19 protein-coding genes are annotated in these 22,792 nt (G+C 64.7%); 9 read left to right on the top strand and 10 right to left on the bottom strand.

The annotated features are described in order from the left end of the window. The first annotated feature begins 131 nt into the window (after positions 1-131). Together AC56LN_RS14840 and ggt are read left to right on the top strand one after the other, a co-directional pair. On the top strand, positions 132-560 hold the full coding sequence (locus AC56LN_RS14840) for a hypothetical protein (RefSeq protein ID WP_482897471.1): 429 nt from the start codon (positions 132-134) through the stop codon (positions 558-560). 2 nt (positions 561-562) lie between these two features. Then, positions 563-2,329: a gamma-glutamyltransferase gene (ggt, locus tag AC56LN_RS14835; protein WP_499572807.1), complete on the top strand. Its 1,767-nt coding sequence runs from the start codon at positions 563-565 to the stop codon at positions 2,327-2,329. Between the two features lie 203 nt (positions 2,330-2,532). On the opposite strand, the gene AC56LN_RS14830 is transcribed toward ggt, so the two are convergent. The 5 genes from AC56LN_RS14830 to AC56LN_RS14810 all read right to left on the bottom strand — a co-directional run bounded on the left by AC56LN_RS14830 (position 2,533) and on the right by AC56LN_RS14810 (position 9,959). Then, positions 2,533-5,379: a PAS domain-containing protein gene (locus AC56LN_RS14830; RefSeq protein ID WP_499572805.1), complete on the bottom strand. Its 2,847-nt coding sequence runs from the start codon at positions 5,377-5,379 to the stop codon at positions 2,533-2,535. Positions 5,380-5,473: 94 nt separating this feature from the next. Further along, positions 5,474-7,090, bottom strand: coding sequence for a methyl-accepting chemotaxis protein (locus AC56LN_RS14825; RefSeq protein WP_499572803.1), 1,617 nt, complete (start codon positions 7,088-7,090; stop codon positions 5,474-5,476). A gap of 210 nt (positions 7,091-7,300) precedes the next feature. Beyond that, complete coding sequence (locus tag AC56LN_RS14820) at positions 7,301-8,695, bottom strand: hypothetical protein (protein WP_499572801.1); 1,395 nt, start codon at positions 8,693-8,695, stop codon at positions 7,301-7,303. Next, positions 8,692-9,552 carry an ABC transporter ATP-binding protein gene (locus AC56LN_RS14815; RefSeq protein ID WP_499572799.1) on the bottom strand — a complete coding sequence of 287 codons (861 nt, stop codon included), beginning with the start codon at positions 9,550-9,552 and terminating at the stop codon, positions 8,692-8,694. The genes AC56LN_RS14820 and AC56LN_RS14815 overlap by 4 nt, the downstream gene beginning before the upstream one ends. Further along, positions 9,549-9,959 carry a GntR family transcriptional regulator gene (locus AC56LN_RS14810; protein ID WP_499572797.1) on the bottom strand — a complete coding sequence of 137 codons (411 nt, stop codon included), beginning with the start codon at positions 9,957-9,959 and terminating at the stop codon, positions 9,549-9,551. Before AC56LN_RS14810 ends, AC56LN_RS14815 begins: the two co-directional genes overlap by 4 nt. A 153-nt stretch (positions 9,960-10,112) precedes the next feature. Between AC56LN_RS14810 and AC56LN_RS14805 the strand changes: the two genes are divergently transcribed. Next, a complete protein-coding gene (locus tag AC56LN_RS14805; protein ID WP_499572795.1) occupies positions 10,113-12,281 on the top strand; it encodes a TonB-dependent receptor plug domain-containing protein in 2,169 nt (722 codons plus the stop codon). A 16-nt stretch (positions 12,282-12,297) separates the two neighbouring features. Continuing rightward, the gene (locus AC56LN_RS14800; protein WP_499572793.1) at positions 12,298-12,588 is read left to right on the top strand and encodes a hypothetical protein; all 291 of its coding nucleotides are present in this window, start codon (positions 12,298-12,300) and stop codon (positions 12,586-12,588) included. Positions 12,589-12,636: 48 nt separating this feature from the next. On the opposite strand, the gene AC56LN_RS14795 is transcribed toward AC56LN_RS14800, so the two are convergent. The 4 genes from AC56LN_RS14795 to AC56LN_RS14780 all read right to left on the bottom strand — a co-directional run bounded on the left by AC56LN_RS14795 (position 12,637) and on the right by AC56LN_RS14780 (position 15,804). After that, on the bottom strand, positions 12,637-13,221 hold the full coding sequence (locus AC56LN_RS14795; RefSeq protein WP_499572791.1) for a TerD family protein: 585 nt from the start codon (positions 13,219-13,221) through the stop codon (positions 12,637-12,639). Positions 13,222-13,233: 12 nt separating this feature from the next. After that, the gene (locus AC56LN_RS14790; RefSeq protein ID WP_499453422.1) at positions 13,234-13,929 is read right to left on the bottom strand and encodes a TIGR00266 family protein; all 696 of its coding nucleotides are present in this window, start codon (positions 13,927-13,929) and stop codon (positions 13,234-13,236) included. A 61-nt stretch (positions 13,930-13,990) separates the two neighbouring features. Continuing rightward, entirely contained in the window at positions 13,991-14,566 is a 576-nt protein-coding gene (locus tag AC56LN_RS14785; RefSeq protein ID WP_183557061.1) for a TerD family protein, read from the bottom strand. A gap of 191 nt (positions 14,567-14,757) precedes the next feature. Then, complete coding sequence (locus tag AC56LN_RS14780) at positions 14,758-15,804, bottom strand: DUF475 domain-containing protein (RefSeq protein WP_332533030.1); 1,047 nt, start codon at positions 15,802-15,804, stop codon at positions 14,758-14,760. A gap of 115 nt (positions 15,805-15,919) precedes the next feature. Here AC56LN_RS14780 and nhaR point away from each other — a divergent pair, with 115 nt between their 5' ends. The 5 genes from nhaR to AC56LN_RS14755 all read left to right on the top strand — a co-directional run bounded on the left by nhaR (position 15,920) and on the right by AC56LN_RS14755 (position 21,063). After that, entirely contained in the window at positions 15,920-16,828 is a 909-nt protein-coding gene (nhaR, locus tag AC56LN_RS14775) for a transcriptional activator NhaR (protein WP_332533029.1), read from the top strand. Positions 16,829-16,887: 59 nt separating this feature from the next. Then, positions 16,888-18,228, top strand: a complete 1,341-nt coding sequence (locus AC56LN_RS14770) for a hemolysin family protein (protein WP_332533028.1) — start codon at positions 16,888-16,890, stop codon at positions 18,226-18,228. A gap of 86 nt (positions 18,229-18,314) precedes the next feature. Further along, positions 18,315-19,118 (top strand): alpha/beta fold hydrolase, encoded by an 804-nt coding sequence (locus AC56LN_RS14765; protein ID WP_499572788.1) that lies wholly within the window; start codon positions 18,315-18,317, stop codon positions 19,116-19,118. Between the two features lie 6 nt (positions 19,119-19,124). Next, positions 19,125-20,675, top strand: coding sequence for a hybrid sensor histidine kinase/response regulator (locus AC56LN_RS14760; RefSeq protein WP_499572786.1), 1,551 nt, complete (start codon positions 19,125-19,127; stop codon positions 20,673-20,675). Between the two features lie 28 nt (positions 20,676-20,703). After that, positions 20,704-21,063 (top strand): hypothetical protein, encoded by a 360-nt coding sequence (locus AC56LN_RS14755; protein WP_499572784.1) that lies wholly within the window; start codon positions 20,704-20,706, stop codon positions 21,061-21,063. Positions 21,064-21,106: 43 nt separating this feature from the next. Here the strand turns inward: AC56LN_RS14755 and AC56LN_RS14750 are convergent, their stop codons facing one another. Beyond that, on the bottom strand, positions 21,107-22,789 hold the full coding sequence (locus AC56LN_RS14750) for an alkaline phosphatase D family protein (protein ID WP_499572782.1): 1,683 nt from the start codon (positions 22,787-22,789) through the stop codon (positions 21,107-21,109). Positions 22,790-22,792: the final 3 nt, after the last annotated feature.

Genomic DNA, 22,792 nt, shown 5'->3' with positions numbered 1-22,792 from the left:
ATAGCCTGCGAATATGACCTGTTTATGACTTCAAAAACAGCGTGCTCATGATGCGTGGATGCATCATGTCGCGCCGCTGCGCTTGCGCTTTTGCTATCATGGGTTTTCCCTGTCAAACCCTGGATGACACCATGCGCCCCTCGATCTTCCGCCCGGCCCGCGTCTTCTCCATCGCCGCCGTCTGCCTCGGCGCTGGCCTGTTGTCCGGCTGCGCCGCGCCAGAGCGCCTGCCTGACGCGCAATACAACCTCAGCGAGAGCCAGAGCCTGCTGCTGGCGCCCGAACAGCGCCTGAGCCTGACGTACGAAGGCGCCGACGACACCCGCTGTCCGGACAATGCACGCTGCATCGTGGCCGGGCGCGTGGCCTACCGCTTCACGCTGCGCATCCAGAACGTCGCGCAGGCGTTCTGGCTGGTACCGGGCAAGCCGGGCTTCACGTCGCCGGCGCTGCGCGGCGCGCGCGTCGAGCTCGACCGTTCGTTCGAGCCGCCGGCGCGCGGCATGATCGAGGCAAAGCCGGCGTCGTATCCGGTGGTGCTCAATATGTACGGTACCTGATCGTGCCGGCCCGCTCGCCGGTCATCGCCGCGCTGGCCTGCGGCCTGGTCCTGTCCATTGTCGTTGCCCCTGCCACCGGCGCACCCGTCGCGACGGGTCATGGCGGCGCCGTCGCCACCATCAGCGCGCAGGCGTCGCAAGCGGCGCTGACCATCCTGAACAAGGGCGGCAATGCGGTCGATGCGGCCGTCGCCGCGGCCGCCACGCTGGGCGTGACCGATCCATTCAGCTGCGGCATCGGTGGCGGCGGCTTCATGCTCATCTATCTGGCCAAGGACAAACGGGTGATCACGATCGACCACCGCGAGACGGCGCCGGCCAAGGCCGGCCCCACGCTGTTCGAGCGCGATGGCAAGCCGGTCGACTTCGACACGGCCGTCGCCAGCGGCGCAGCAGTGGGCGTGCCCGGCACGGTGCGCGGCTGGCACGAAGCGCTCGAACGCTACGGCAGCATGCGCTTCGCGCAAGTGCTGGCGCCGGCCATCGCGGTGGCCGACACGGGCTTCCGGGTCAATGCCACGTTCAATGGGCTGGTCGACCAGAACCTGGCGAAGTTCCGCCAGTTCACCCCCACCAGCGCGCTGTATCTGCACAACGGCAAGGCCATCCCCACCGGCACGCTGCTACGAAATCCGGACATGGCGCGGGCCTACCGCGCCATTGCATCCGGCGGCGTCAAGGCATTCTACGAAGGCCCGCTGGCGCGCGCGATCGTCGATACCGTCAACCGGCCGCCCGTGGTCAAGGGTGTCCAGGTCCGCGCCGGTACGATGACGCTGGCCGACCTGGCCAACTACGAAGCGCGCATCCGCCCCGCCCTGCGCAGCACCTACCGTGGCTATGAACTGTATGGCATGCCGCTGCCCAGCAGTGGCGGCGCGACGGTTGCGCATGCGCTCAACATCCTCGAAGGCTACGATCTCAAAGCCATGCCGCGCGCGCAGGCCGAGAACCTGTACATCGAAGCAAGCCGCTTCGCGTTTGCCGATCGCAACGCGTATCTGGCCGATCCCGAATACATCGATGCACCGCTGGCCGGTTTCCTGTCGAAGGACTTCGCCGCCACGCGCCGTGCGCTGATCTCGCTGCAACAGGCCGCGCCAGGCGCAGTGGCGGCCGGCAATCCGTATGCATTCCAGAATGATCCCAGCGTGCCGCTGCTCGCGCCGGTGCGCGCCAGCATCCGCCCCCCACCGGAGAGCCTGCATACGACACATCTGACGGTGTCAGACAAAGACGGCAACGTGGTGGCGTACACGTTCACGATCGAATCGTGGGGCGGCAGCGGGATCGTCGTGCCGGGCTACGGCTTCCTGCTCAACAACGAGATGACCGACTTCGACTTCACCGGCCCGCACCCGAACGTACCCGAAGCCGGCAAGCGCCCCCGCTCAAGCATGGCACCAACGATCGCGCTAAAAAATGGCAAGCCAGCGTTTTCAGTAGGCAGCCCGGGCGGCGCGACGATCATCACGACCGTGCTGCAAACGATCGTCAACCACGTCGACTTCGGCATGCCGATGCACCAGGCAATCGACGCGCCACGCATCAGCCAGCGCAACACGCCCGACACGTCGGTCGAGCCGGGCTTCGCGGGCAGCGCCCAGGCAACAGCACTGGCGCGCTTCGGCCAGCGCTGGGAATCACCACCAGAAGAAATCGGCGCAGCCAATGCCCTGGTGTTCAACCCGGATGGCACCGTAACCGCAGTCAGCGAAAGCAAGCGCCACGGCGCAGGCACAGCGCTGGTACAACAGCGCGGCCACTAACCCAAAAGCCGGGGTCAGGTCTGACATTCGGACACGATCACAGCAGTAGCCATGATGCGGAAAAGCAGCCGTAAAGTTCGACGCGAGCGGCGTAGCGAACTACCGTAGAGGTCGTGTCCGAATGTCAGACCTGACCCCGGCTGTTACTGCCGGCACGGTAGAGCTCGTGTCCGAATGTCAGACCTGACCCCGGCTGTTAGCCATCACCCGTGCCGTGCCACCATGTCGCGCACTTGCTGCGCCATCGTGTCGATGGAAAACGGCTTGGTCAGGATTGCCATGTCGGGCCCCAGTTGCCCGTTGTCGAGCAGGGCTGTTTCGGCATAGCCGGTGATGAACAAGACCTTCAGTTCCGGTCGTGCCACCCGTGCGGCGTCGGCCATCTGCCGGCCGTTCATCATGCCGGGCAAGCCGACGTCGGTGATCAGGAGATCGATGCGCGCGGTGGACTGCAGCACCTTCAGGCCGCTGGCGCCATCTTCGGCATCCAGCACGCGGTACCCGAGGTCTTCCAGCAAATCGACGACCAGCATGCGCACGCTCGGCTCGTCGTCGACGACCAGGATCGTTTCGCCACGGCCGTCAGGCGACGCAGGCACCACGGGTGGCGCCGTATCGATGTCGTCGGCCTGGCCGCGGTGGCGCGGCAGGTAGATGCTTACCGTGGTGCCACGCCCCACCGCCGAATCGATGTGCACCAGGCCGCCGGACTGCTTGGCAAAGCCGTAGATCATCGACAGGCCCAGCCCCGTGCCCTGCCCGATCGGCTTGGTCGTGAAAAAGGGATCGAACGCCTTGGCCACCACGTCCGGCGCCATGCCGGTGCCGGCGTCGGAGACCGACAGCGTCAGGTAGTCGCCGGGCGGCAGTTCCAGCGCGCATGCGGCAGCGGGGTCGAGCTGGCGATTGGCCGTTTCGATGGTGATGCAGCCGCCGGCCGGCATGGCGTCACGCGCGTTGATGCACAGGTTCAGCAGCGCATTCTCCAGCTGCGACTGGTCCACCAGCGCCGCCCACAGCGCGCGCTCGCCGCGCGGCTCCACCTGCACGCCGGGGCCGACCGTACGCCGGATCATGTCGAGCATGCCATCGATCATGGCATTGACGCAGATGGCCGTGGGCGCGAGCGTCTGGCGGCGCGAGAACGCCAGCAGGCGATGGGTCAGCGCCGCAGCGCGCCGGGTGGCGCCCTGCGCCACACCGATGTAGCGGTCAACGTCGCCCACGCGGTCTTGCGCGATGCGGATCTTGACCAGGTCCAGGCTGCCCGCGATGCCGGCCAGCAGATTGTTGAAGTCGTGCGCCAGGCCACCGGTCAGCTGGCCGACCGCTTCCATTTTCTGCGAATGGCGCAACTGCTCCTGGGCGCGTTCGAGTTCGGCCTGGCGCTCGCGTTCGACCGTGATGTCGCGGCCGGTCGCATACGTCACACTGCCTGCCGGCGCTGCGGCCCACGAAATCCAGCGGATCGAGCCATCCTTGTGACGAAAGCGGTTGACCAGGCGCGGCTGCTCGCCTGCGGCCGCCGACGAGTAGCTGTCGATGGTGCGCGCATGGTCCTCGGCCACGACGAATTCATTGGTGTGATGCCCGACGAGTTCGTCGGGCGTGTAACCGAGCAAGTCGGTCCAGGCCGGATTGACGCGCCGGAACATGCCATTGAAATCGATCGTCAGCAACAGGTCGGGCGAGGTATCCCACATGCGGTCGCGTTCGGCCTGGGCTTCTTTTTCAAGGGTCACGTCACGCGCCGAGCAATACACCTTGCCATCGTCCGGCACGGCCACCCACGACAGCCAGCGCCACCCGCCGGCCTTGTGGCGATGGCGGTTTTCGAAGCGCAGCGCCGGGATGTCGCGCTCGAGTGCATCGCGCCACACGGCCTGGGTCAGCGCCCGGTCGTCCGGATGGACGAACTCCATGAAGTGCGTGCTGGCGATTTCTTCTTCCGTCCAGCCCAGCGTGGTTTGCCAGGCGGGGTTCGACGTCTCGACGACACCATCGGCATTGAGCACGCCCAGGATGTCCGGGCTGACCTGCCAGGTGCGGCCACGCGCCAGCGCCTGGGCGATGACTTTCTGCTCGAGCTGCTCGTTGAGGGCACGCAGTTTCAGGATCGCCTGGTCGCGTTCGGCCTCGACCGCGCGCCGGCCCTCGACGTCGATCAGCACGCCCGGGAACAACAGCCCGGTGCCGTCCGGCGCCAGGTCGACCCGGCCGTTGGCCTCGATCCAGTAGTAGCGCCCGTCGGTGCGCTTGACCCGGTACTGGTGCGCATAATGGCCACCGCGCGCAATGACGGTGTTGATTGCCTGCGCAAGCCCGGCCTGGTCGTCGGGATGGACCGTGGCGACGATCTGCGCCAGGCTCAGGCCGACGCGCCCGAGCGCCGGGTCGAGACCGAAGGCGCGCGCGAAGGCTTCATCGACCGTGAACCGGTCGGTCGGCAGATCCCAGAACCAGGTGCCGATGATGGCGCCGGCGGACAGTGCCAGCTGCACCCGTTCGGCATCGATGCGCGAATTGCTTTCGTGCTCGCGCAACACGGCCTCGTCGGCCACCTGGCGGCGCCGGGTGAGAATGGTGTCGGTGGTTTCGATGCAGGTGCATAACAGGCCGAGGATCTCGCCGCCATCGCCGCGCACCGGGCCGTACGAAAACGTGAACCAGGTGTGCTCGGCATAGCCCTTGCGCTGCATGACCAGCGGCAGGTCGTGCATCTTGTACGACTCGCCGCCAGTCAGCGTGCGGTCGACCAGCGGGGCAAGCACATCCCAGATTTCGGGCCAGGCGGCCTGGAAGCTGCCGCCCAAGGCACGCGGGTGCTTGTCGCACAGGATCTCGGCGTAGGAATCGTTGTACAGGAGGGTTTGTTCGGCGCCCCAGACCAGGAAGCTGGGGAACGCCGAGCCGAGCACGATGCTGACACCGGTGCGCAGCGTGGCGGGCCAATCCGCGATCGGCCCCAGCGGCGTGGCCGCCCAGTCGTGGTCGCGAATCGCGGCGCCGAGCGCCCCGCCGTCGACAGGAAATGCGATCGGATCACGCATGGGATCGACAGGCTGCGGGGCCGGCTGTCAGCGGAAATGGGGTGCGCACGCTCATGATGCCGGCATTATGGCATGGGCCGTGCGCCCGATTGCGCTAGGCTGCCATGGCGATGCGCTGCTGCGGCTTGCGCCCGAGCGCGCGCCCGTGCGGTTGCGCGGTTGGCTGCGCATCGACCTTGAACACGCTGACCATCTGCTGCAGCGCGTGAGCCTGCTCTTGCAGCGCGCCGGTGGCCGCCGCCGCTTCTTCGACCAGCGCCGCGTTCTGCTGGGTGGCCTGGTCCATCAGGCTGACCGCTTCGTTGATCTGCCCGATGCCCGACGTCTGCTCTTCGCCGGCGGCCAGGATCTCGGCCATGATGTCGGAGACCCGTTTCACGCTCGAAACGATCTCGTTCATCGTGGTGCCGGTGCTGTCGACCAGGACCGTACCCGCCTCGACATTGGTCACCGACGTGCCAATCAGTTCCTTGATTTCTTTGGCCGCCGCTGCCGAGCGCTGCGCCAGGTTGCGCACTTCGCTGGCCACGACCGCGAAACCACGGCCCTGCTCGCCGGCGCGTGCCGCTTCCACGGCCGCATTGAGCGCCAGGATATTGGTCTGGAACGCGATACCGTCGATGACCGAAATGATGTCGACGATGCGTTTCGAGGAGGCGTTGATGGCGCTCATGGTCTCGACCACGTCCGACACCAGCTTGCCGCCACGAACCGCCACTTCGGACGCCGAGCGCGCCACATTGTTGGCCTGGCGAACGTTGTCGGCATTGTGCTGCACGGTGCTGGTCAGTTCTTCGAGCGAGGATGCGGTTTCTTCCAGGCTGCTGGCCTGCTGCTCGGTGCGACCCGACAGGTTCATATTGCCTGCTGCGATTTCGGCGCTGGCAGTGGCGATCGACATGCTGCTGTCACGCACGCTGCGCACGGTGCCGGACAACTGCTCCTGCATCGTGGCCAGGCCCTTGAGCAGCGCGCCCATTTCATCCTGGCGATCGACAACCACCGTCGTCGACAGATCGCCATGCGCCATCGCGTCAAAGTGGCCGATCGCCTGTTCGAGCGGTCGCATGATGGCGCGCAGCAGGAATACCGACGACACGATCGCCAGCACGAGGCCGAACACCACACTCAGACCCGCCGCCCACATCAGGGTGGTAAACAGCGCCAGGCTGGATTCGAACTGATGGCGCGCGGTAGCCAGCTGGTAATCATCCAGCGCAACCGACGCCTTGTCGAAGACACCGTACAGCGCCGTCATCTCTTTCATCGACAACGCTTCGATGCGCTCGACGTTGCCCTGCTCGAGGGCGCTGGTCAGCGCCAGCATGCCGTCATTGATATAGCGTGTGCGTTCGGTTTCAAGCGTCTTGGCCAGTTGCGCCTCTTCACCATCGCGCGGCATGACCAGATAGGATTGCCACGATTTATTGGCATCGTCGATGAAGCCCTTGGCGCGCGCGATCGTCTTGGCGAGGTCGGGCGCATCCGGGTGGAACACGCCGCGATCCAGGCCGAAACGGGCGCGGTTCAGGAAGTTCTTGGAGTTGTTGATCGCGATGCTCGAGGCAAGCTGGTTGCTGTACACCTGTTCGAGCGCAGCATGATTGGAGCGCATGCCGTAGATGCCAAGCAGACCGATGGCAGCAATCAGAAGGCCGAGGACCGCCAGCGTGGCGATCAGTCGGAAACGCAATGTCAATTTGGAAAGCATGGAGACCCTGGGTAAGTTTTCTTGCAAGAAGTAAATTCCGGAACAAAAGGACGATAGCCCGGAAGTGACTTATGCCTGGCAAAAAATAGAGTCTGCCGTTCAATATACCAAGAATTAGTTGTCTCTCAGCAACAAAAGAGGTAGTCTGTCGGTCCCCTCCGCCGGCAAGCTTGGTGAGAAAGCCACGTTTTGTCGCTGGATGTCAATTCGTCAATCAAGGCGGCCGACCGGGAATGCCATTGGTGCCTCGCACATCCGCCGCCAGCGCCGGTGCACGAGCATTGCAGTCAATACGAGCGCGATGGGCGTTGCGATGGACCAGAGTGGCCAGCCCAGCCACCTGGCGCCGAACATGGCCACAATCGGGCTGATGCAGCTGAGTCCAAGTGCTGCCACGCCGTAGAACACCATCCCCCAACGCGGCGCACGCGCATGATCGCGCAGCACGAGGGCCAGTACCGGCAAGGTGACGCAGCACAGGCACGCCTGCCATACCAGTTCGACCCCGCGCGCGCCGCTGGCAAGGGCCAGCAACAGCGAAACCGCCGAGGCCCAGGCCCAGATCACCAGGCCATGGCGCAGCATGGCCCGGGCCAGCAGCGCGTTGAAGCGGGCCGGATCGATCGGCGACACCGGCGCCAGCCGTACCAATGCCTGCTCGCCGCGGGTACGCGCCAGCCAGAATGGCACGGCGACAGCGGGAAATAAAAAGCACAGCATGAAGCCGCCGATCTTCAGCATCGTGGGAACACTCTCGTCAGCGATGGCCGTGCCGCGCGCGTGCCAGGTCATGGCGGTGAAGGCCAGCGCCCCGCCGATGGTTGTCGACAGCATCAGGTAGTACAGGTTCGGGCCAAGTGCACGCAGCAGCAGCGCGCCCGGCGCACCACGTCCCCTCGTGCGACGAGACAGGAAGAGCCGGATCGAATAGCGCCCCGTATCGTCGAACATGGCGCTGCTGCCGCTACCACCTGACAGGCGCGCAAGATGCTCGCGCATGGCCCAGTGGCGCTCACCGCCCCGCGGAAACAGCGCCCGCACCACCGGCACCACAGGCAGCACCATGGCCGCCGCCAGAAGCGGCATGACGCCAGGCTGCGCGGCAGCATCGCGCAGCCATTCCTGCAACTCGCCGCCCAGGAACGGAAAGAAGAATGGCAGCATCAGTACCAGGCCGGCGCCGACGCCGGCGAGCAGCGTCGCCACGCCCAGTGTACCGGCCATGGTGAATGGCAGCACCAGGTGCGACGCCGCCGGAATCAACTGCAGCCCTGCCGCCAGCAAGCCGACTGCGGCCAACCAGACCAGCAGCACCAGTTCGACCAGACGGGCACGCATGGCCGGCACCAGTTGGGCATTGGCGGGCGTGTTCAAACCGAGCGCGCCTGGTACAAACGCCATGGTCCAGTCAAACAACATCAGACCAGCCGACGTGCACAAGGCCCAGCCGAGCCCGGTCAGTACGCCATACACCGCCCCCATGAGCGACGCCACGGCCACGGTCAGGATAACGACGGCCGACCACAAAACAGTCTGCGCGCGCGGATGGATCTGCGCATGCGCGGCTTGCCACAGCATCCGGTACTGCCCTAGACGCGCGCTCACCGCGTCACCTCGATAAACAGGTCTTCCAGGCCGAGCGGCTCGACGCGCACGCCTGGCGTGTCGGCCAGCGCAGAACCGCCCTGCACGATGACACAAACTGAACCATCACCCGCCTGGCTGCGGCGCAGCTCGCCCGGCAAGGCAGCGCCCAGCACGCTGGCCGGGCCGATCACACGGCGCGCGCCATCGAGCAGGGTGTCGAGTTCGCCCTGCAGCGCGATGCGGCCATCCTTGAGAAACGCCACATCGGGCGCCACCCGCTCGAGGTCAGTCAGGATATGGGTCGAGAACACCACCGTGGTGCCCTGCTCGATCACGCCGTCGACCAGTTCGGACAAGAAGCTGCGCCGGCCCGCCGGGTCGAGCGCCGACGCGGGCTCGTCGAGCACCAGCAGGTCGGGATCATGCGCCAGTGCGCGGATGATTGACAGGCGCTGCTGCTCGCCGCCCGATAGCCTGCGGATCGGCTTGTTGCGCATGAGGCCATCGAAGCCCCAGCGTTCGAGCAGCGACGCGACCTTCGCGTCGTTCCAGCGCGGGTACATGGCCTTGAAGTAATCCAGCATCTGCAACGCCGTCATCCACTCGAACAAGTCCGATTTCTGCGGCACGTAGCCGATGCGGGCGCGCGTCGCGTCCGTCAACGCATGCAGCGGTTCGCCAAACAGCAGGACGCTGCCGCCATCGGTCTCGCGCAGGCCCAGCAGGCACTCCATCAACGTCGACTTGCCGGCGCCATTGCGCCCGAGCAGGCCGACCACCTGGCCGGGCCGCACTTCCCAGTCGAGGTTATCGAGAATGGCCTTGCTGCCGAATTGCTTGGCCACGCCGCACATCTGGATCGGGGATGGTGTCACGGTGATTCCTTGAGGATGAGTGTGAAAAGAGCGAGCACGGTGGCCGGATCGAGTTCGAGCTCGCGCGCCTCACGCGCGGCGCGTTCCAGCGTGGGCCGCAGCAGCGCGGCGCGATCGGCGGCAGCGGCAGCTGTGCCAGCGCCAGCGCCGGCACCGGCTGCGCGATCGGCCACGACCATGCCGACACCGCGCCGGCGATCGAGCACGCCTTCGAGTTCGAGCAGCCCGTACGCCTTGGAGACCGTCATCGGATTGACCGTCAACTGCTGGGCCACGTCACGCACCGAGGGCAACGCCGCGCCGGGCGCCAGCTGGCCACCGGCAACCAGGCGCCGCACCTGATCGACCAGTTGCCGGTAGATCGGATCGGAAGAGCCGGGGATGATCGAAAACAGTGAAGTGGTCATTGCGTATTAGTGTATTAGTTGGTTAATACAGTAAACGCGACGGTGGGCCTTGTCAATGGGGTGATTCGAGATTATTGCAACCGTGACATTGTTTGATAATTCCGCGTGATTGGGCTGCTAAGCTTCTTCGGTTGTCACACGAAATGTCGCCGGATGCGTTTTGCACTTACTTGTTTTGCTGTCTGCCTGACGGCCGTGGCCAGGGCCGAACCACCGGTTACGGCCGCGCCCCAGCAAGTCGTCGTCAACGGCGTCCAGGGCGACGTCGAGGCCAGTCGCGATTTTGTTGCCGGCAAGGTCATCATCGGCAAGGCGCGCATCGCCGGGAGCGGCCTGCAGAATGTCGGCGAGCTGCTCAACCGCGAGCCATCGGTCAGCGTCGGCAAGGATGGGCGCATCGGTTTGCTGGGCCTGCCCGGCTACACGCAGGTGCTGGTGGACGGCATGCCGCCCCAGGGCGACACGTTCACGCTCGACCTGGTGCATGTCGAGCGCATCGAGATCATCAAGTCGGGCACTGCCGCGACCGGCCCGATCGGCATCGCCGGCACGATCAACATCATCCGCCGCAAGGCGCAGAAGACACAGCTGGCACAGGTCAATGCGGGCCTGTCAACGACGGCCGGGCGCCCTGGCGCCGATGTGGCATGGTCGACGGGCGGCCCAATCGAGGGCACGCCGCTCGTCTACAGCGTGCGCCTGTCGGCCGTACACAAGCCGGTGTCCAGCCGGATGGACTACATCGCGACCCGCGAGGACGCCGTTGCCGCGCCGGTCCTGGCCTACACCGGCCAGTTACGCAACCGCAATGCCGCGAACATCGTCAGTGCCTCGGGGGAGTTCACCTGGAACGTCGACAGCGCGCACGCGCTGACATTCAGTCCGGCGGCCAGTTATTTCGGGGGGCCGCGACGCAGCCGGCAACAACGCTTCTGGCGCGACGGCAGCACCCTGCTCACGCGCCAGGATGGCGACAGTGCGATGACGTCGCTCGAGATTCCCTTGCGCTGGGACTGGCGGATCGATCCCGAGAGCAGCCTGAACGTGAAGCTGAACGTGAACCGCGCCCACATTGACAGCGATGCGCTGCGCATCGATACCGGCAATGCGGCGCTCATGGACGAGCGGGTATCGCGCCCGAGGTCCGTCACGACGAATACCTTCCTGCACGTGGACTACGCGACCGAGTTCGAAAACGGCCATGCGATCACGGCTGGCGCCAAGTTCGTGCACAACCGGGCCAACAATTCCTACAGCGACTTCTTCAACGGCATGCCCGACTACAGCCTGGCGGTCCTGGGCCGCAGCGACACGGCCCGCCTGACGAGCAGCGAGCTGTTCTTGCAGGACGAATGGCGCATCAATCGCAGCTGGGCCCTGAACATCGGCAGCTCGGTCGAGCGGCGCGCCTATCGCCTGCGCGAAGGCACGGCCAGCAGCAGCCCCGGCTTCACGATGTGGGCGCCGTCGCTGCACGTGTCGCGCAAGCTTGGCGCCGACCGCAAGCGCCAGCTCCGGCTTTCGGTCGCGCGCAGCTTTCGCGCGCCGTTTTTCGATGAGTTGCTGTGGCGTCCCGTGATCAACACGTTTGCACCGTGTCGCGACCAGATGCTGTGCGGCGCCAACACGCTCGATACCGCCGACACTGCCGGCAATCCCGGCCTGCAGCCCGAACGGGCGCTGGGTGTGAACCTGTCGTACAGCCATGGCATCGGCAAGGACAGCGAGATCACACTCGAGGCCTACTCGCGCAACATCAGCAACAAGACCGGCTACGAAATCGTCCAGGCCGATGTGCCGTGGGCAAGCACACCGCGCTATATCGGCCGCCAGGCCAATCTGGGCAGCGCCCGGATCCGGGGCCTGGACCTGGAAGCACGCATCTCGGGCAAGGATATCGGCAGCCATCTGGCGCGCCTGGACCTGCATGGCAGCGTGGGCCTGGCCGACTCCACGCTGAGCGACCTGCCCGGCCCCGACAACCGCCTGTCCGGCCAATCGCCATGGCGCGCCAAGGTGGGCGGCAGCTATACGCTCCGGACAGTGCCGGTCAAGCTGGGCATCGACGCCAGTTATCTGCCAGGGGACTGGGTACGCGACAGCGTGAACCAGCGCGTGTATGAATCGGGCAAGCGGGTGCTGGGGATGAACGCGAGCTGGACGGTCAGCAAGCAGACCAGGCTGGTGCTCAATCTCGACAATCTCATGCCACGCACACGGTCACGCATCGACGAGTATCTGGGCGCGGCCGAGATCGTGCGGCGCACGACCGATACGTCCAACCATGCGCGCGTGGCGATTCGGCTGGAAACCAAACTATGACTAACAGGTAGAAACCATGAACAAGATCATCACCGCACTGGCACTGGCATGCATCGCTTCGCACGCCACTGCGGCCCCAAGGACGTACGGCAGCTGCATGCGCGCCTGCGCCGAAGTGGGTCCATCCGCGGCGAAGAACGAACAATTCGCGCACAGGATGGCGACGCTGAACGACGAAAAAAGCAAGGAGACCGATCCGCAAAAGCTGGCACAGCTCAAGGAACGCGAAGCGTCGATCCTCGAAAAGCACGAGAACGATACGGAAAAGCTGTGCCGCTATATCTGCGAAGGCACGTCGCAGCAATAAAAAACCGGGGCACAAGGCCCCGGTTCTCTGGTCGAACAATCCCGCCGATTACAGGTGCACTGAAATCTGCGGCATCAGATCGTCAAACGTACGGCCATTGCCGTTCTCGCCGATCGCATGCATCTTCCACTCGCCGCCATGGCGGTACAGCTTGGCCATGATCTGCGCCGAGTGCGAACCCGTCACCGACAGGTTGAAGCGCGCGACTTCCTGCTGGTTGCCTGCATTGATCAGGCGGCAATAGGCGTTTTCGACCGTGGCAAAGGTCTGCCCGGTGAAGCTGTTGACCGTGAAGACCAGCGCCTTGACCGATGCCGGCACGGCGTTCAGGTCGACGGTGATCTGCTCGTCGTCGCCATCACCGGCGCCGGTGCGGTTGTCGCCCGTGTGGACGATGCTGCCGTCCTTGCTCTTGAGCTGGCGGAACCAGATCACGTCCACTGGCTTGTTCGACTCGTCGAACATGACCACCGACGCGTCGAGGTCGACTGCGTCCGCCTTGCCGCCACCGAAGCCGAAGAAACCCTTCGACTTGATCGCATCCCAACCCAGACCCATGGTCACGCGGGACAGGCCGCCACCGGCTTCCTTGTCCAGAGAGATCTTCTGGCCTTTTTGCAGATTGACTGACATTGTGTTCCTCCGTTATTTCGCTGGCTGCTGCATCCAGGCTTTGAATGCAGTGCGGTTGCGCGAACATACATACACCTTGCCGCGACCCGAGAAGCGCAGGACCATGCCCTCGCCGCTGGTCTGGCTGTTGATCAGGTTACCCAGGAAACCGCCGCTGGTGCCGGTCGTGATCGAAATCTCGTAGCGCAGCGTGCTGTCCCAGCACACCACGTGCGAGTTGTCGATGATCGCGTCCTTGCCCGGCTCGACATCCAGCACCGACATCGAGCCGAAGCCCGACACCACCACCTGGCCCTGGCCACCCGTCTCGGTGACAAAGAAACCGCCACTGTTGGCGAAGATGGCATTGCCCAGGCTTTGCGTGCGCACCTTGAGGTCCACGCCCGACGTGGCCGCGACAAACGCGCCATCGCTGATGATGTAGTGGTTCGGACCGACATCGACCGTCTGCATCGCACCCGGCAGGGTTGGCGACAGCAGGCAGTCACCATCGCCGCGCGTGGCTTCGATGTGCTGCTGGAAGAACGACTCGCCGTTGGCAAAGGTGCGCATCAGCGCACTACCGAGCCCGCCCTTCATCTTGCCTTTGAGGTCGAGGGTCGATTCCATCATCACCATCGCGTCGGATTCGCAATAGATGGTCTCGCCCTGCTTCATCGACACATGAAGGAAAGGATCGACATCCCCGGTCACGGTAAATACTGGCATTTGGCTTCCTTAGAATGGGTTCCACGCAGGGCGCCCCGCAGAAGCGCCCTGGCTTGAATAATTAAACGTTGACGCCGTAGTTGCGGGCCAGAGGGCCCAGGCCGCCGGCAAAGCCCTGGCCGATCGCGCGGAATTTCCAGTCCGCGCCGTTGCGGTAGACCTCACCGAAGATCATTGCTGCTTCGGTCGAACCGTCTTCCGACAGGTCGTAGCGCGCGACTTCGGCGTTGGTGGCGTTGTTGACGCAGCGGATGAACGCCTTGCCGACCATGCCGAAGTTCTGGCGGCGGGTTTCAGCGTCGTGAATGGTCACGCCCAGGACGACCTTGTCGACGTCGGCCGGGACCTTGGTCAGGTCGATCGTGACGAATTCGTCGTCGCCGTCGCCGGCGCCGGTGGTGTTGTCGCCCGAGTGGACGATCGAACCGTCGCTCGACTTCAGGTTGTTATAGAAGATGAAGTCGCCATCCGAACGGACCTTGCCGGACGAATTGAGCAGGAACACGGCGCCGTCGAGGTCGAAGGCTGCGCCGTCGGTAGCGCGGATGTCCCAGCCGAGTGCGACTTTCAGCGAAGTCAGGCCTGGTGCTTCTTTCGACAGGTTGACGTTGCCGCCTTTTTGCAGACTGATTGCCATGGTGAGAATCTCCTAAATAGTGAACACCGGGTTGCAAGCGCCGCGAGCTGGTGTTCTGCCACTCGCAGCGAATTCTGTGCTGCCATGTTGCTGCGACGATGACGTTGCCGCCAACCATCACCGCGTGGACGGCGGAGCCGTCCACCCTACTCCGCCGTCAACCATCACCGCGCCGACGGTGGGTTACCGTGTTACGCGCCGCCGAGTGCGGCGTGCTTCTTCTTGTACTGAATCGAGCTCCACAGCGATGCCAGGATGAAGGCCACGCCCACACCGCCGGTGATCAGCTCTGGCACGTGCCACTTCATGCTGGCCAGCATGATGACGGCCAGGATACCAATCGCGTAGTGCGCCCCGTGCTCGAGGTAGACGTATTCATCGAGCGTGCCCTTGCGCACCAGGAACACGGTCATCGAACGCACGAACATCGCGCCGATTGCCAGGCCCAGCATGATGATCACGACGTCGCTGGTGATCGCGAACGCGCCGATCACACCGTCGAACGAGAACGACGCATCCAGCACTTCGAGGTACAGGAAACCACCGATACCGCCTTTTTTGACCGCATCGCCGACGGCGCCGCCGCCCGATTCGCTCTTTTCCAGCAGGCTGCTGAGCATATCGACAGCAACGTAGACCAGGATGCCCCACATACCGGCGATCGCAACGACCATCTTCTGCGCTTCATCAACATACGTCAGGCTGAACAGCAGCGCGGCGATGGCGATCATGACGGCGATCGACGACACCTTGCCGAGCGAACCCAGCTTTGCTTCGAAGTTGCCGAGCCAGTGGGTTTCTTTTTCATCGTCCAGCATGAAGTTCAGGAACACCAGCAGCAGGAACATGCCGCCGAATGCCGCCACTTCAGCGTGGTGGTTGGTCAGGTGCATCGAGAAGGCTTTCGGATCCGACAGTGCCAGGTCCCAGACTTCCATCGCGCCCAGGTCAGCGGCAACAGCCACGATGACCAGCGGGAACACCAGACGCATGCCGAACACGGCGATGATGATGCCCACGCCCAGGAACAGCTTGATCCAGAACTCGTCCCAGGTCTTGAGGACCGACGCGTTGACCACCGCGTTATCGAACGACAGCGACACTTCCATGACGGCGAGGATGGTCGCCACGCCCAGCGCAGTGACCAGGCCCGACACGCCACCGTGCTCGAAACCCCACCAGGCCGCGAGGGCCAGGCAGACCGCGGTCACGATGAATGACCAGGTAAAGTACTTCATTAATATTCCCCTCTTATGATTTATAGAAAAACGGTGCTGACGAACTAGTGTAAAGGTTGGCAAGCGATTGAAAAAGCGAAGATAATTGGAAGATTACTTCCGAAAAACAGAAGCCATGAGCCACGCACTCCCCAATTTCCGTCACCTCTATTACTTCTGGGTGGTTGCCAAGGAAGGCAGCATCACGCGCGCCGCCGAGCGCCTTGGCCTGGCCATCCAGACAGTGAGTACGCAGCTTACCTTACTTGAACAGGCGTTTGGCAAGGCCCTGTTCACGCAGCAGGGCCGACGCCTGACGCTGACCGAAGCGGGTCGCCTGGCGCTGTCGTATGCCGACCAGATATTTCTGCTGGGTGAGCAGATGCAGGAGGCGCTCGACGCCTCGGACAGCACGCGCATCCGCCTGGCGGTGGGTATTTCCGATTCGCTGCCCAAGTTCACCGCCTACCGGCTGCTCGAGGTGACGACCCGGCTGGCCACGCCGGTGCGCCTGGTGTGCCACGAAGACCAGTACGAGGCGCTGCTGGGCGACCTGGCGCTGCACAAGCTCGACGTCGTGCTGACCGACCGCGCCGTGCCCACCGGCACCACGCTGCGGGTGTTCAGCCACCTGCTGTCCGAAAGCGAGATGTTCGTCGTCGGCGCCCCGGCCCTGGCACACGACTACCGCGATGATTTTCCGGCATCGCTGCACGGCGCGCCGTTCCTGCTCCCCACGCGCAACAACGCCCTGCGCGGCAAGATCGACGACTGGTTCGAGCGTCATGCGATCCGGCCCGACGTGGTCGGCGAGTTCGAGGACAACGCGTTATTGAATACCTTTGGCCGGCGCGGCCTGGGGCTGTTCTTCACGCCCGCCGCACCCGCTGCCGACATCGATTACCAGCTCGGCGCCGAGCTGGTCGGGCGGGTGCCGGAGGTGCGCGAACACTTCTATGCGATCTCGAATGAACGCAAGATCAAGCATCCGGCCGTCGAGGCAATCCTGTCGGCAGTGCACAAAGGCGCGTTGGCAGACGGATAAGGGCCGTTTTGGGTTGTACAATGCCCTCTTGCTTTGCCTTTTGTTAATACATCTCCAGCATGGAAAATATCCTCTTCCTCGTTCTCGCCCTGTTCCTGGTCGCGCTGAACGGCCTGTTCGTCGCCGCTGAATTCAGTATCGTCACGTTGCGCAAGACCCGCGTGAACGCCATCGCCAGGACCACCGGCCTGCGCGGACGCATCCTGGAGAAAGTCCATGGCAAGCTCGACGCCTACCTGTCGGCCTGCCAGCTCGGCATCACGCTGGCGTCGCTGGGCCTGGGCTGGGTCGGCGAGCCGGCCTTTGCCAGCCTGCTCGAGCCGGTGTTCGCCTTCGTCGGCGTGACGTCCGAAGAGCTGATCCACAGTATCTCGTTCATCGTCGCGTTCTCGGTCATCTCGTTCCTGCACATCGTGGTCGGCGAACTGGCACCAAAGACGCTGGCGATCCGGCTGCCGGAATCGGTAGCGCTGTGGTGCGCGATCCCGCTGTATGCGTTCTATTGGGCCATGTACCCGGCAATCGCCCTGCTCAATGCCAGCGCGAACACGCTGCTGCGCGTGGCGGGCCTGGCCGGCAAGGGCGGGCACGACCACCACTACTCGCTCGACGAACTGAAACTGATCCTGCGCACCAGTAACCCGGCCGAAAAGATCACGCAGGACGACCGCAACATCCTGGCGCAGTCGCTCGACTTCAGCCAGCTGGCCGTATCCGAGCTGATGCGCCCGATCAACGAGGTCAGCGCGCTGTATGCCAGCCGCTCGCTCGAGCAGAACCTGGAAACCGTGCGCCGCAACCGCTTTTCGCGCTACCCGTATTTCGACAAGGACGGCGAAGAAGTCATCGGCATCGTCCACCTGAAAGACCTGTACTTTGCGCTGCAGTCGGGCCGGCCCATCGGCGACCTGACCCAGTTCCTGCGGCCGGTCGAATCGATTTCGGCGCGCACGCCGGCGCAGGACATCTTCCGGCGCTTTCGCGGCGGCGCGCCCCACTTCGCGCTGATTGGTGAGAAAGGCAAGCGCCCGGTTGGCTTCGTCACGCTCGACAATCTGCTGGGCGCGATGGTCGGCGAGATCCGCGACGAATTCCGGATGAACGAAAACGATTGGCTCAAGCAGGCCGACGGCACCTGGATCGGCAAGGCCAGCCTGCCGATCTTCTCGCTCGAACGGCTGCTGGGGATCGACATCGACAATGAACAGATGGGGCTGGACGACGTGGAATCGGTCGGCGGCCTGTTGATGGCCAAATTGGGCGACATCCCCAAGCAGGGCCAGCGCATCGGCTTTCCACAGTTCGATGTCGTGGTCAAGAAAATGAACGGCCCGCGCATTCTCCTGGTCAAGGTGATCCCGCAACTGACACGCGCCGGCGAAAACGACGACCACGACTAACCGCCTTTTACATCGGCATTGCTGACATTACACAGGAATGGTGTTATTTTTTGTGTATATCTGCGTGAACCGACGAGAGGCATTCAATGTCCGCCCAGCTCCGCCATCACATTCACCTCGCCGGCCGGGGCGCCGCCACGATGGTGTTTGCCCATGGTTTCGGTTGCGACCAGACGATGTGGCGTCACCTCGCCCCCGCCTACCAGCACCGCTATCGCGTGCTGACCTACGACCTCATCGGCTCCGGCGGCTCCGACCTGTCGGCCTATGACCCTGTTCGCCATGGATCGTTGCAGGGTCACGCCGACGACCTGCTTGCCCTGATCGATGCCCATGCCGTCGGCCCGGTCGTGTTCGTCGGCCACTCGGTGGGCGCGATGATCGGCATGCTGGCCACGATTGCCGCGCCGGAGCGCTTCGTCGCCCAGATCATGGTCAGTCCATCAGCCTGTTACATCAACGACGGCGACTATACCGGCGGCTTCACGCGCGACGACATCGACGAACTGCTCGAGACGATGGAGACGAACTTCATCGCCTGGTCGCACAGCCTTGCCCCCACCATCATGGGCGCACCCAACCAGCCCCACCTGGCCTCCGGGCTGACGGCCAGTTTTTGCCGCAACGATCCCGAGATCGCCCATCACTTTGCCAGCGTCACGTTCCGCTCGGACCATCGCCTTGATGTGCCCCGGTCGACGACGCCGGCGCTGATCCTGCAATGCAGCGACGACCTGATCGCGCCGTGCACGGCCGGCCAGTGGCTGCACGAAAACCTGCCGCACAGTACCCTCGCCATGGTGTCGAACGTCGGCCACTGCCCGCACATGAGCGCCCCGACCGCCGTCTCGGCTGCCATCGACGCCTTCCTCGCACAGCAGCTACGCTGACCGTCCATGAACGCCGCCCTCACCGCACCCGACCTGTTCTTCGACCAGGCTGCATGCGGCCTGATGGCAACCGATGCACACGGCATGATCCTCACCGCCAACGCCAGCCTGCATGAATGGCTCGGCATGCGTCCCGGGACGCTGGTGGGCACGCGCCTGCACGACCTGATGCCGGCCAGCGCCCGGCTGTTCCACTACACCTGCTGCGTGCCCCGGCTGCAGAACGAGGGCGCGGCGCATGACATCCAGATCGACCTCCTGAGACCAGGCGGCGCGCGGCTGCCGGTGCTGCTCCAGCTCGTGCGCCAGCGCGACGGCGATCACGAGATCGACCACTGGGCGCTGTTTCGCGCCGGTGGCCGGCATCGTTACGAAAACGCGCTGCTGTGCAGGTCGGAAGCCGCGGACGAAGCCCGCGAGGCCCAGCGCCAGCTCGACCTGCAACTGCGCGCGGTGAACACGCAGTTGTCGGCGGCCGACCTGCGCAAGGATGAATTTCTGGCCATGCTGTCGCACGAGCTGCGCAATCCGCTCGCGCCGATGCGCAGCGCGCTCGACGTGCTCAAGATCAAGCATGGCAATGACGACGACGCGCGCGTGATCGGCGCGTTCGACCGCCAGCTGCGCCACCTGACGCGGCTGGTGGACGACCTGATGGAAGTCTCGCGCATCACCCAGAACCGCATGCAGCTGCGACGCGCGCCGGTCGACATGGCGGCGCTGGTGCGCGGCGCGGTACACGACATGGCGCCGGTAATGACGGCGGCGCGCCACACGCTGCGCCTGACCCTGCCGGATGCGCCGCTGACCGTCGACGGCGACGCCACGCGCCTGGCGCAGGTCGTGATCAACCTGCTGGGCAACGCGGCCAAGTACACGCCCGATGGCGGGCTGATCGATGTTGAACTGGCCGGCCAGTGCGGCCACGCCGAGCTGCGCGTACGCGACAACGGGATCGGCATCCCTGCCAGTGCGCTCAGCACGATCTTCCAGTTGTTCACGCAACTGGACACAGGGCTCGAGCGCGCGTGCGGCGGCCTGGGGATCGGCCTGGCGCTGGCGCGCGGCATCGTGGAGCTGCATGGTGGCGAGATCCTGGTCGAGAGCGACGGGCCGGGCCGCGGCAGCCAGTTCACGCTGCGCCTGCCGCTGATTGCCGGTTGCGCGGTGGCGGAAGAAACATCGACGGCGCCTGGCCAGCCGGCGCCGCTGCGGGTGCTGGTGGTGGATGACAATGTCGATGCGGCCGAGACGATGGCGACGATGCTCGAGCTGTTCGGCTGCACGACGCTGCTGGCGCATACGGCGGCGGGCGCGCTGGCGCTGGCACCGACGTTCCTGCCCGAGGTGGCGCTGCTCGATATCGGCCTGCCCGACTTCAATGGCTACGAACTGGCGCGGCGCCTGCGCGGACTGGACGCCTGCGCCAGTACCAAACTGATTGCGGCCACCGGCTGGGGCCAGGAACGCGACCGGCAAATGGCGCGCGACGCGGGGTTCGACCACCACCTGACCAAGCCGATCGATATCGAGCGGCTGCGCTTGCTGCTACAGTGAGCACCTGTTCCTTACCGATGCCGACACCATGACCCGTGCCTTGTCCCTGAACCTTCTCGCAGCAGGCTTGCTGTCACTGTCCGCGCTGATCGTGGTGCCCGCCCCCGCCCATGCCTGCGAGCGCGTCTACCCGCAGGCCAATGGCGACGACCGCACGCGCCACGTGCGCCTGTCGGCCGACTGGCCCGATGCGCAGATCCTGCGGAACCTGAAGCTCAACCTGGACCGGGCCGACGTGAAGCGCAGCGAGAGCTCGGGCACGGTCAGCATTCAGTACACGTATTTTCACAAGACGGTCGTGATCACGCGCTCGGCCAGCAAGGGGGTCGAGGTGCAGCTGCTGGAAAAGGATCGGGAGAAGCTCGTCTGGCAGCTGGGACTGTGCTGAACGCGGTGAGGAGCGAGGCTTGCTGCCTCGCCCCTTGCCCTCGTCAGGCAGCCACGATCTTGCGGTTCGCCACGCCCGGCAGCATGCGCAGCGTCTTGCCGACTGCCGCCTTATAGGTCTTCGACGTGATCGTATCGACGTAGCGGTACTCGGCCCGGGTTTCGGTCGGCGTGACCGTCAGCACGACGAAACCGCGCAAAGCCGTCTCGGCGTACTGCAGTGGTCCGATCAGCTGCTCCATGCCACCCGCGACGGTGGCTGGCGCGGCAGTCGGGAAGTAGCTTTCGAAACCGGGCGAGGTCACGGAAGGCACGCCGAATTCGACGCCCACTGCCCGCCCCTGCTGGTCGGCCAGGTCGCTGGCCCAGGCATTGTGCGTGTCGCCCGCCAGCACCACCATGTTCTTGTTCAGCGCCTGCGCCATGTTCAGCACCGTCTCGCGCGCGGCATGGTAACCATCCCAGGCATCGAGGTTGTACGGCACCGGCGTGGCCGAGACCAGCTGCTGTTCGGCGGCGCTCAGCGCCACACCGGCCTTGACCTTGGCGGCGATCGCGAAGTACGCCGGGTAGCCCGTGGTGCCCAGCACCATCGGCGCCGGCAGCAGCATGCGCGCCATCAGCACCTGCTGGCCCAGGATCTGCCAGGTGGCCGTCGACTTGCTCATCTGGTTACGCAGCCAGGCGGTCTGTTCCGTGCCCATCAGCTGGCGTGCCGGGTTCGTCACGTCGGCAGTAAACGCTGCGCTGTTGAAGCTGCGGTCGGCGCCGACATAGCTGGCGTAGGCCAGTTGCTTGTCGCGGCCGATCACGCGGGTGTCCAGCATGTGCAGCGAAATCAGGTTGCCGAAATCGAACGAGCGATAGATCTTGTCCGGCTGCGCGGCGTCCGGCACGCGGATCGGCATCCATTCGTGATAGGCCTGGATCGCCATCTGGCGCCGCGCCGACCACAGGCCTTCGGTGGCCGGATCGTGGTTCTCGGCGCCACCGCTCCAGGTGTCATTGGTCAGTTCATGGTCGTCCCAGACGGCGATGAAAGGCATGCGCGCATGCACCGCCTGCAGGTCCGGGTCGGTACGGTATTGCTGGAAGCGGACCCGGTAATCTGTCAGCGTGATGATCTCGGTGGCCGGCTTCGACACGCGCCCCAGGGTGCTTGCATTCTGCGACGCATAGCCGCCGGCCGCGTATTCATAGATGTAGTCGCCCAGGTGCAGGCCGACATCGATGTCGTCGAACCTGGCAGCGTCGGCATACACGTTGAAGTAGCCGGCCGGGTAGTTCGAACAGCTGAACACGGCAAAGCGCACGCGCGAGACGCTGCCCGTTGGGAGGGTCTTGGTACGGCCCACCGGCGAGAGCTGGCCGTAGCAGCCGAAGCGGTAGAAATAGCTGCGGTTGGCCGTCAGGCCGGTCGCATCCACTTTCACCGTGAAGTCGCTGGCCGGCCCGGTACGCAGGCTGCCCGACGCCACCGTCCGCGAAAAGTCACTCGTCTCGGCAATCTCCCAGCCGACATCGATGTCGGCGGTGCCGGTGGCCGTGATGCGCGTCCACAGGATGACGCGGTCGGCGAGCGGATCGCCGCTGGCCACGCCATGCGCGAAGCTGACGACGCGGTCGTCGCCATCACCGCCGCAGGCCGCGAGCGGGAGGGTCGACACGGCGACGGTGCCAAGAGAGAAGGTGCGAATGAAATTGCGACGTGAATGCGATTGGTTCATGGG

Source organism: Telluria sp. ZT3P26 (genome assembly GCF_059686035.1).
The sequence above is the reverse complement of the archived record's forward strand: the minus strand, read 5'-3'. Positions and strand labels throughout refer to the sequence as shown.